Source organism: Candidatus Angelobacter sp. (assembly GCA_035607015.1).
Classification (GTDB): domain Bacteria; phylum Verrucomicrobiota; class Verrucomicrobiia; order Limisphaerales; family AV2; genus AV2.
The window spans coordinates 1-9,844 of record DATNDF010000441.1; the positions used below are offsets into that span (position 1 = coordinate 1).

Below are 9,844 nucleotides of genomic sequence, written 5' to 3' on the forward strand. Positions count from 1 at the left end.
TACTACGACTTTGCCAGCGGACAATCGGTGCCCATGCCGGGCCGGGCGCGGCTGTGCCCTTATTACTTCGTCATCGGCGACGGCGACCCGGCGCGGCCGCAACTCGGCGGCGTGCTGGCGACCATCTGCCCGGCCGACAAGAAAATCATCCACGGGATGCGCGACGCGGTCCTCGCGCCGTGTTCCACATGACCCTGCCCGAATACATCGTATTCGCCCTCAGCTCGTTGTTTGTGATTGTGGATCCGATCGCAACGGTGCCGGCATTTCTGGCGATGACCCCGGCGGACACGCCGGAGCAGCGCATCCGCATGGCGCGGCTCGCGTGTCTGGTCATGGCCGGAGTCCTTCTCGCTTTCGCCCTGATGGGCCGCGCCATCTTTCACTTCCTCGGCATCACCATTCCGTCGTTTCAAATGGCCGGCAGCGTGATCCTGCTGCTCATCGCCCTCGACATGCTCCGCGCCCAACGGTCGCGCGTGCAGGAAACGCCGGAGGAAACCTTCGCAGGCGCCGAGAAAGAGGACATCGCCGTGACGCCGCTGGCCGTGCCGATGCTGGCCGGCCCCGGCGCAATCTCCACGGTCATCCTGCTTCATGGCCGGGCCGCAGAGGACTGGTCGAAACAGATTTCGCTGCTCGGCTGCATCGTGGCGGTGGCCCTGGTCACTTACCTCATTCTTGCCCTGTCAGCGCGCGGCGCGAAATGGCTCAGCCCGATCGCGCTGCGGCTTACGACCCGCGTCATGGGGCTGTTGCTGGCAGCCATCGCCATGCAATTCTTCATCAACGCGCTGAAAGAACTGGGGCTGATCAAATCTTGAATCGTCCGCGCTATCGGCGCCCGTCGTACCAAAGCGTGCAGGCCGCCCGGTCCTTGAGGTTTTCTCCCCGATGGCGCAATGTCCGCAGCATCATGGCCAAATGCTCCCGCACGGAATAAAGATGCACTTTTCGCGCCGAGGTCACCAGCGGATGCCGGTGCAGTATGACCAGATCTTTTCCGCGTTCGCGCGCAAGCTTTTTCAGCCGCTCGCTGAAATCGAGTTCTTCCGCGGCAAAAAGTTTCTCGCTGAACCCTCCCAGTTCGCGGAAAATCTTTGCCTCGCAAAAAACAAACGAGCCGGCCGCCCACCGCTTCACGCGGCTGATGATATTCCATGCCCGCGTCACGAAGGGCGCCCAGCCGACTGCCCGGTCCATCCGCACAGTCGCGCCTCCGCCCAGACACCGGCCGCTCTGGATGATGGCCGCCAGGTCCGCGAACAATTCGCGGCTCGGGTACGAATCGGCATCCACAAACACGAGCCAGTCGCCCGTGGCCACTGACGCGCCCCGGTTCCGCGCCCGCGAAATCTGGTTCACCGGCTCGAACACGACCGCGGCTCCCGCGGCGCGGGCCATCTCCGCGGTGCCGTCGGTCGAGTTGTTGTCGCACACAATCAGTTCGCTGTCCCACCCGGGCGCGGTAAAGGAATTCGTTGCCGCCTTGATCCCGCTGAGCGAGCGAGCGATGAACTTCTCCTCGTTAAAGGCGGGAACAATGACCGATATTTTCACGATGTCCTTGAGTTTGACCGCCGCGACCGCCGCGGGTCACGCCATTTCTTGAATACATCCCGCCGAACGGGTGTCGCAAAAATACCTTTTGAACAATGCGCAAAATTGAACAAGACTTCCCGCGTCTCAATCAAAACCCGAGACATCGAAAGCTGACTTATGCCTGACGCAACAACCTCTCCGAACCCCATCAAACGCCGTTCGTGGCCCCGTAAACTCGCGTTGGCCGGCGGCGGCCTGGTCATCCTCTTGATCATCCTCTATTTCGTCGCCACCAGCGCGGCGTTTCTCAAAGGCGTCATCCTGCCGCGGGTCAGCAAGGCGCTGAACGCGGAAATCACCGTCGGCGACGCTTCGATCAGCCCGTTTTCGCAGGTCGTCCTGCGTCAGCTCACCGTCAAGACCACCGGCACCGAGCCGCTGCTCCAGGCCAATGAAGTGCGCCTGCGCTACAGTCTGTGGAGCATCATCGGCGGCAAGATCAAGGTGGATGAAATCACCCTCGACACCCCGAAAATCCAAATTGTGCAGAATGCCGATGGCACCGGCAATCTCGACCCTTTGCTTAAAAGGGGGGCCGCACCGGCGGCAACTCCCGCAGCCGGGCCGTCCAAACCGCTGCAGCTTGACGTGAAAAACGTCACGCTCAAGAACGTGAACCTGCGCGCGGTGCAAATCTCCAAAGACGGCGGGCGGCAGACGATCGAACTATCCGACATCAACATCGGTCTCGACCAGTTGAAGAACGGCGCGTCGGGCAAACTGACGCTGGCCGCGGGGATGAAAATGGACCGTACAGCGACCAATGCCCACGACGTGCTGCAAGCGAAAGGCTCCGGAGCGATTGATTTCACGCTCGGCCCGGACCTCATCCCACAGATTGTCAGGGGCAAGGTCACGCACGAAATCGTCAGGGGCGATGGCGCCTTCAGCAGCTTCGCCGGCGAGCGCAGCGAACTGGATTGCGATCTGACGCCCGCCGACGTGAAAAACTTTTCGATCAATTTCTTCAAGGCCGACAAGCCGCTGGGCGCCCTGCGCATCACCGGGCCGCTCGACCTGCAAAAACTCGAGGGGCATTTGACGCTCCAGGTGAACTCGATTGACCGACAGGTGCTCAATCTCGTCGGCGCGGCGCGCGGCTGGGATTTCGGTAATTCGACATTGAACGCGACCAACCTCATTGACATCACTCAGAAAGGCACGGTCATCGCCGCGAACGGGAAACTGGCCGGCCGGCAATTTGGCATCCAGCAGGGCAATCAGTCCACTCCGCCGCTCGATCTGGATTTCGTTTACCAGGTCACGGTCAATGTGAATGACAAGACCGCGCTCTTGCAAAGACTCGACCTGGCGGTCAAGCAGGGCCAGAACGATCTGGCCCGCACGACGCTGGACCGGCCCATGAGCCTGACCTGGGGCACCGGCCAGCCGGGCTTCAAGGAATCCTCGCTGCGACTGACCGTCAACAAACTGAACCTGGCCGACTGGCAGTTGTTCCTGGGCAATCTTCCGGTCAGCGGCAAGGCTGACGCCGGACTGGACCTGGTGGCGCAACAGGACGGCAGGCAGTTGAAGGTGGATTTGACGGCGAACTTGCAGGAGTTGAGCGCGCAATTCGGCTCCAACAAGGTCGAGCGCGCCGGTGTCCAGCTCCAGGTTGGCGCTCAACTCACCGATTTCAAGCGCGTCACCGTGGACAAGTATTCGCTCGTCGTCAGTCAGTCGGCCCAGTCGCTGGTCACCGCGACCGGCTCGGCCAGCTATGCGCTCGACAGTGGCGATCTCAGCGCGCAGGCGACGCTCGATGCGTCACTGCCCGGCCTGCTCAAGGTCGCCGCCGTGCCCCGGTTCAGCGCCTCCGCAGGCACGATCAAGCTGACCGCGCTCGCGTCGCGGAAGGGCCGGGAAACCGGTGCGTCGGGTAATCTCGTCTTGAGCGATCTCACCGGACGCTACGGCGATTATCAGTTTCAAAATTTTCAAACCACGGCCGACTTCGACGTCGGCCTGAAGGATCAGTCGGCGCAGATCCGCCGCGCGGCCGTCACTCTGAAAGAGGGCTTCGATTCTGGCGGCAGCTTCGACGTCACGGGCAAATACGATCTTGGCAAAAACAGCGGCGCGTTCACTTTCAACGTGGTGGACTTGAACCAAAACACCTTCCGGTTGTTTCTCGGGCCGGCGCTGGCGCCGAACAAACTGGTCTCCGTTTCACTCAACGCAAAGGGCACCGCGAATTACGATGCCGAGGGGGAATCCTCGGTCCAGGCGGAACTGAAACTTGCGAACCTCGTCGTCGAAGACCCCCAAAGCAAGCTTCCGAAGACCCCGCTGGAGGCCGGTGTGAAACTCGACGGTTCAATGCGGCAACAATTAATCAACCTGAAGCAGTTGTTGCTGACGCTCACGCCCACCGACCGCGCGAAGAACGAGCTTCTGCTCTCCGGCAAGCTGGACTTCGCCAAAACCAACGCCGCGCCGGCCGAGTTGACGTTGCGGGCCGAATCCCTCGATGTGACACCCTACTACGATCTGTTCGCGGGGAACACAAACACGTCCACTGCGCAACCTTCAACCAGGCCGGCGCCCGCGGGCGCTCCGGCCGCGCCGCGGACCGAGCCGGAGCCGATTGCGCTGCCACTGCAACAAGCGAGCTTCGACGCGAAGATTGACCGCCTCTATCTGCGGGACATCGCCGTGTCGAATCTCGTCGCCAACGCAAAAATCAACGGCAGCCAGGTCGCGCTGAAACCCTTTCAACTCACCCTCAACGGCGCGCCCGTCAGCGCCAGCGTCAGCGCGGATGTCGGCGTTCCCGGCTGGACCTATGATTTGACCGCATCTCTCGACCGGGTTCCTGTGGACCCGTTCGTGAACAGCTTCATGCCCGCCTCGCGTGACCAATACCACGGCTTCATCCTTACCAGCGCGCAAATCAAGGGCGCGGGTATCACGGACGCGAGCCTCCAGAAAAACCTGAGCGGTCAGTTGAGCCTCAGCCTGACCAACGCGACCATTCAACTGGTCAAGGGCAAGCCGCCGAAAAATGTGTTCGGCCGCCTCCTTTGGTACACACTGGAAGGCATCGGCACGTTTCTTCGTGTGAATGAGATCGCCAGCTCGCCGTTGAATGCGATTTCCGCGCAAGCCACGATCGGCGATGGAAAAATCAATCTTTCCCACGTCGGCCTGCAAAGCTCGGCATTCGAGGCACACACGCAGGGCGTCATTCCCATGCAGGTGCCGCTCACCAACTCACCGCTGAATCTTCCCCTGGAGTTTTCGCTCAGCCGGTCCCTCGCTCAGAAGACCGGGATGATGCCAGCGAACACACCTCCCGACGCGGCCTACGCGGCGCTGCCGACATTTGTCGTCGTGAAAGGAACCATCGGCGAACCAAAAAGCGATTACAAGGAACTGGCCATTGGCGGAGTCCTTCTCAAATCCGGCGTCGGTGTGGCCGAAAAGCTTGGCGTCAATGTCGGCAAAGATACGGGCGGACTTCTCAAAGGGGTCGGCAACCTCCTCACGGGCCAAAAGCCCGCGCCTGCAGATGATACTACGAAGACCAATCCGCCACCGCCAAAATTCAACCCTTTCAACCTGCTCAAAAAGAAGTAGGCGGACGAAAAGCCACTCTCGCCAAATTCCTGCATCGACGCCGGCCACTTGACTCTTGGTGGCTCCGCGCCTTTGTGGTTCAATCGCATCAATGCAAGCCGTGCTGAACTACCTTCGCGACAACGAATCCCTCTTCGTCCGCGAACTGTGCGAATATCTCAGACTTCCGAGCGTGTCGGCGCAGACCGCTCACCGCAAAGACATGGACGCCGCGGCCTGCTGGCTCGTTGAACATTGCCGGTCCATCGGCTTGAAAGCGCGGCTTTGTCCGACGAGCGGCAACCCGGTTGTGGTCGCGGAAACACCGCGCGCGGAATCATCCCGCAAACTGCACTACCTTGTTTATGGCCATTACGATGTTCAGCCCGCCGAGCCGTTCGAGTTGTGGAAGTCGCCGCCGTTCGAACCGCGCATCACAGGCCGCTCCCTCTTCGCCCGCGGCGCGTGCGACAACAAAGGCCAGCACTTCGCCCACCTCAAGGCGGTCGAGGCGTATCTGAAGACAAACACCGAGTTGCCATGTGACCTGACGTTCGTTGTCGAGGGCGAGGAGGAAGTCGGCAGCAAGAACCTCGCGCCGTTCCTCAAAAAGAATCGTGCCGACCTGCGGTGCGATGCCATCGTCATTTCGGACACCGGCATCCCGGACTTGAAACATCCGGCGCTGACCTACGCGCTCCGCGGCATCATTGCGCTCGAAGTCAAACTGATCGGTCCGTCACGCGATCTGCACTCGGGTATTTACGGCGGCACCGTGGACAATCCCGCCATGGCTCTCTGCCAGTTGCTCGCGAAACTCCGCGACGATAACGGTCGCATCTCCATTCCAGGCATTTATGACGATGTCGCGCCGCTATCGGCCTACGAGCGAAAACAACTGGCTCGCATTCCGTTCAACATGACGGCCTATCGGAAATCCCTGGATGTGCCGAAACTTTTTGGCGAGCGCGGGTTCACGCCGCAGGAGCAGCGATCCGCGCGTCCGACGCTGGAAATCAACGGGCTGACCAGCGGTTATCAGGGCGAAGGCAGCAAGACGATCATTCCCGCGTGGGCGAGCGCCAAACTCACGCTGCGCCTGGTCGCCAATCAAAAGCCGGAACGCGTCCGCAAGCTGGTCACGCAACACCTGAAACGACTTTGCCCGCCCACGGTGAGATTGGAAATTGAAGGCGGCCACGGCGGCGAACCGTATCTCGTTTCGCCCACCAGCCCGCTGGCCCAAGCGGGCTTGCGTGCTCTCAAAGCCGCCTTCGGTCACAAACCGGTCCTGTTGCGCGAAGGCGGCTCGATTCCCATCGTTAACGACTTCAAGAAAATCCTGGGCGCGGACGCGTTGATGCTCGGCCTTGCGCTGCCCGACGACAATCCCCACTCTCCCAACGAAAAATTCAGCCTTGATGCCTTTGCGAACGGAATGAGGATGAGCGCGCTGCTTTGGCAGGAATTACGCGGCAGAAAGTAGGCGGATTGTTTGTCATTTAGTGAATGCCGGACAACGGTCAGTTTCTATTGGCCTTCAGATTTCGTCTTCGGCACCTCAACACCGTACTCCCGCTCAAGAATTCTCTGGTAAAGCGCGTCCCTGACTTTTTGCAGACTTTCCAAGTCCCGCTTGGCTTGGAAATACGGCCGGTATCTCGCGACGTCTTCGGCATCTTTGACCTTGGCCTCTTGAACGACCTTGGCCATGGAATCCAGTTGCGCCTTTGCTGCAGCCGCCCTGGCTTCCAATCCTGCAAGAATACCTTCGATCCTTTCACTGACTTTTTTGTCAAAATCGTCCCGCATTGCCAAAGTGGATTTGAACTCGGGATTTGCAGGTCCGATGCTGTCCTTTAGTTTTGCGAGGGTCGCCTCCGTGGTCCACAGATCCTCAAGCAATTTGCCCAACTGTGGATCATAGTTCGCAGTAAGAATGACCTTGCGAAGCTTTTCGCTCCCTTGCGCTTTGATTTCTTTGAGCTGCTTCAGTAACTCGGACTGTCCCTTGTAATTCGACTCCACCTCGATGCTTGCCGCCTCGAGTCTTTGAACGGTTTCGGGATCAACGCTCCCTTCAAACCTTCCCGACGCGGCCAAACTCGAGATCCTCAAATCCCGGCGCAAGGCATCCACTCTCGCTTCTGCTTCGCGAGCCCGCTGATCCAAATCTTCGAATCTCTTCCTCATTTCGTTCAGGGCCTGATGTTCGAACGACTCAGCTTGTAACTTCGGATTATCTACGTTCAGCGCAGGAGCCTTTTTCTCCGCCGCTCGCGTGAACGTGAAGCAGCAGAGTGCGACGATTATCGCCGCCGACAACAGCAGCGCGATTCGCCCGGCGGGTTTGAATTGAGCAATCATAGTGACTCTCCTTTTGATTTCTGTTTTGTTGTTGATGACCGGCGCCAGGCTCGGACAAAACCCTGCGCCCGAAAAATCGTCGAGCAGTTTGATCAACGCGTTCCCATACGCGTGGCGCTCGTCAGCGGCCAGATGCGACATCACCATTGCGTCGCAAAGCAGTTCACGGTCAGCCCGCAATCTTCGCATGGCCAGCCACACGAGCGGATTGAACCAGTGCAATGATCTGGCAAAGATGATGACCCAGTTCAGCAGAATGTCGCCGCGCTTCACGTGCGCCAGCTCGTGCAGGAAAACCATCCGCAACTCGCGGTCGTCGAGTTTATGTAATGCCCCTTCGGGCAGGAGCAGGCGCGGCTGGCGAAACCCAAACAACGCCGGAGTGCCGAGGCTTGGCGTGATGACGATATTGATTTGCCGGCGGACTCCCATGACGCTTTTGCAATTCTCCAGCAACGACAGAAGCCTTTCGTCAGTCACCGGCAGTTCGGCGGCGATCCGGCGCGCGAATTTGCGATGCTGACACATGACCGTGAGCAGGCTGATCGTCAGACCGAGCAGCCAAAGAACTCGAACCGCGTTCCACCAGTCAATCTTCCGATCACCGGCAACGTTGATTACTGGCGGCACAGCGCCTTCTTCAGAAATAGCGGGAATCGGTGTCGCCGGCGCAGAGGAAGGCAGAACGGCTTTGCCCAGATTGAAAACGCTGAACGCACTTGCCGGAACGGCAGGCAACAGGAGGCGGATCAGAACCAAAACTCCCAGGGCATAACGCCAGCGCGGGGCAAGCCGTTTTCCGGCGGCAAGTTGGATCACCACGACCAGCGCGATCAGAACGCTCGCGTAAAGCGATGTTTGCCACGTCCACTCGAAGATCGGGCCGAGGAAATGACTGGGAGCGTTGAAGTTCATTTCTGTTTGCTGTTCAGAATGCGCCGTAGTTCTTCGATTTCCTGCCGCGAAAGTTTTTCCCGCTCGAGAAAGCACGCGAGGAAGGGCGCGACTTCGCCGTCGAAAAACCGGGAGAGAAACGAGCGGCTCGCGGCGTGGGTGTAATCTGCGGCATCGACCAGTGGACGGAAGTGATGTTCGCGCCCCTTCTTGTCGAAATCCAGCGCACCTTTGTGGACCAGTCGGCGCAGCAGCGTGTGAATGGTCTTGGGTTTCCAGTGCCGTTGCCGTTCCAGCGCTTCGACCACCTGATTGGCGGTGACCGGCGCTTTCTCCCACACGGCCTTCATCACGACCAGTTCGGCGTCGGAAATCTGTGGCAAGGCTTGATTGGCGCGATTTGTCTTCATAACGAATCCTACGGTTGTAGGATTTATCTCCTACACTTGTAGGAGCTGCAAGCGAAAAATTTGGCTCTTATGCGTTTACCTCAAACATTGGGATGTGATTGAGGATGCGCTGTGACTCGCGACTGAACCGTTGACTTCGGCCCCTTTCTTCTTAATCTCCTGGAAACCACTCCCAAACAATGAACTCGGCGGAAATTTTTGACAAACCGGAGAACCGCGTCCTTCTCGTAGTTTGCGCGCGCCGGCAGATTCGTAACATTGGCATCGGCGGATTGATTTGGGGGATACCAACTCCTTTCACGGAAACAACCCGCGCGTCTTCTTCGCCTCTTGCACGCGTTTGACTCCGAGACTTAGCGCCGCCAGGCGCATTGAGATCTTTTGCTTGCGACTCAGGTTGAGCGTTTGCGTGAACGCGCCTTCGAGAATACGAAAGAGTTTGTCCACCACTTCGCTCTCGGTCCAAAAGAAGCTTTGCAAATCCTGCACCCACTCGAAGTAGGAAACGATCACGCCACCCGCGTTGCACAGAATGTCAGGAATCACAAAGATGTCGCCGCGCTGATCAAGCATCACGTCGGCTTCGGGCGTCGTCGGACCGTTGGCCGCTTCAGCGAGAATACGGCATTGGATTTTGGCCGCGTTGGCTTCGGTGATCTGGCGTTCCATCGCCGCCGGAACCAGAATGTCGCACGGCGTCACGAGCAGTTGTTCGTTGGGAATCGGCTCGGCTTCCTCGAAACCGACCACCGTTTTTTTCTCCGTGTTATGGTGGTCGAGTTTCCAGAGATCGATTCCTTTCGGATTGTAGATGCCGCCGTTCACGTCGCTGATTGCAATGATCTTCACGCCGTATTTCGCGAGTGAAAATGCGGTGACTGAGCCGACGTTGCCGTAACCTTGCACGACGGCGGTAGTTTTGTTGGCGTCGAGACCGATCACGTCCATCGTTCGGTTGATGAGATAACTCACACCGCGGCCCGTGGCCTCGCGCCGGCCAACCGAACCGC

8 protein-coding genes are annotated in these 9,844 nt (G+C 59.1%); 4 read left to right on the forward strand and 4 right to left on the reverse strand.

The features are described 5' to 3' along the window. Both VN887_17750 and VN887_17755 read left to right on the forward strand, forming a co-directional pair. A partial coding sequence (locus VN887_17750; protein ID HXT41857.1) for a hypothetical protein occupies positions 1-192 on the forward strand: 192 nt, incomplete at its 5' end. Continuing rightward, positions 189-824: a MarC family protein gene (locus tag VN887_17755; GenBank protein HXT41858.1), complete on the forward strand. Its 636-nt coding sequence runs from the start codon at positions 189-191 to the stop codon at positions 822-824. The genes VN887_17750 and VN887_17755, both read left to right, overlap by 4 nt. Positions 825-834: 10 nt before the next feature. Here VN887_17755 and VN887_17760 read toward each other — a convergent pair whose 3' ends face one another. Beyond that, positions 835-1,560 (reverse strand): glycosyltransferase, encoded by a 726-nt coding sequence (locus VN887_17760; protein HXT41859.1) that lies wholly within the window; start codon positions 1,558-1,560, stop codon positions 835-837. Between the two features lie 159 nt (positions 1,561-1,719). Here VN887_17760 and VN887_17765 point away from each other — a divergent pair, with 159 nt between their 5' ends. Both VN887_17765 and VN887_17770 read left to right on the forward strand, forming a co-directional pair. Beyond that, positions 1,720-5,184, forward strand: coding sequence for an AsmA family protein (locus VN887_17765; GenBank protein HXT41860.1), 3,465 nt, complete (start codon positions 1,720-1,722; stop codon positions 5,182-5,184). A gap of 91 nt (positions 5,185-5,275) precedes the next feature. Further along, the gene (locus VN887_17770) at positions 5,276-6,649 is read left to right on the forward strand and encodes a dipeptidase (GenBank protein ID HXT41861.1); all 1,374 of its coding nucleotides are present in this window, start codon (positions 5,276-5,278) and stop codon (positions 6,647-6,649) included. A 44-nt stretch (positions 6,650-6,693) separates the two neighbouring features. Here the strand turns inward: VN887_17770 and VN887_17775 are convergent, their stop codons facing one another. From VN887_17775 to VN887_17785, 3 genes are all read right to left on the reverse strand, one after another. Next, positions 6,694-8,445 (reverse strand): M56 family metallopeptidase, encoded by a 1,752-nt coding sequence (locus VN887_17775; GenBank protein HXT41862.1) that lies wholly within the window; start codon positions 8,443-8,445, stop codon positions 6,694-6,696. Further along, positions 8,442-8,834, reverse strand: a complete 393-nt coding sequence (locus tag VN887_17780; GenBank protein ID HXT41863.1) for a BlaI/MecI/CopY family transcriptional regulator — start codon at positions 8,832-8,834, stop codon at positions 8,442-8,444. Before VN887_17780 ends, VN887_17775 begins: the two co-directional genes overlap by 4 nt. A 297-nt stretch (positions 8,835-9,131) precedes the next feature. Then, positions 9,132-9,844, reverse strand: a 713-nt coding sequence (locus VN887_17785) for a glutamate dehydrogenase (GenBank protein HXT41864.1), incomplete at its 5' end; no start/stop codon positions are given.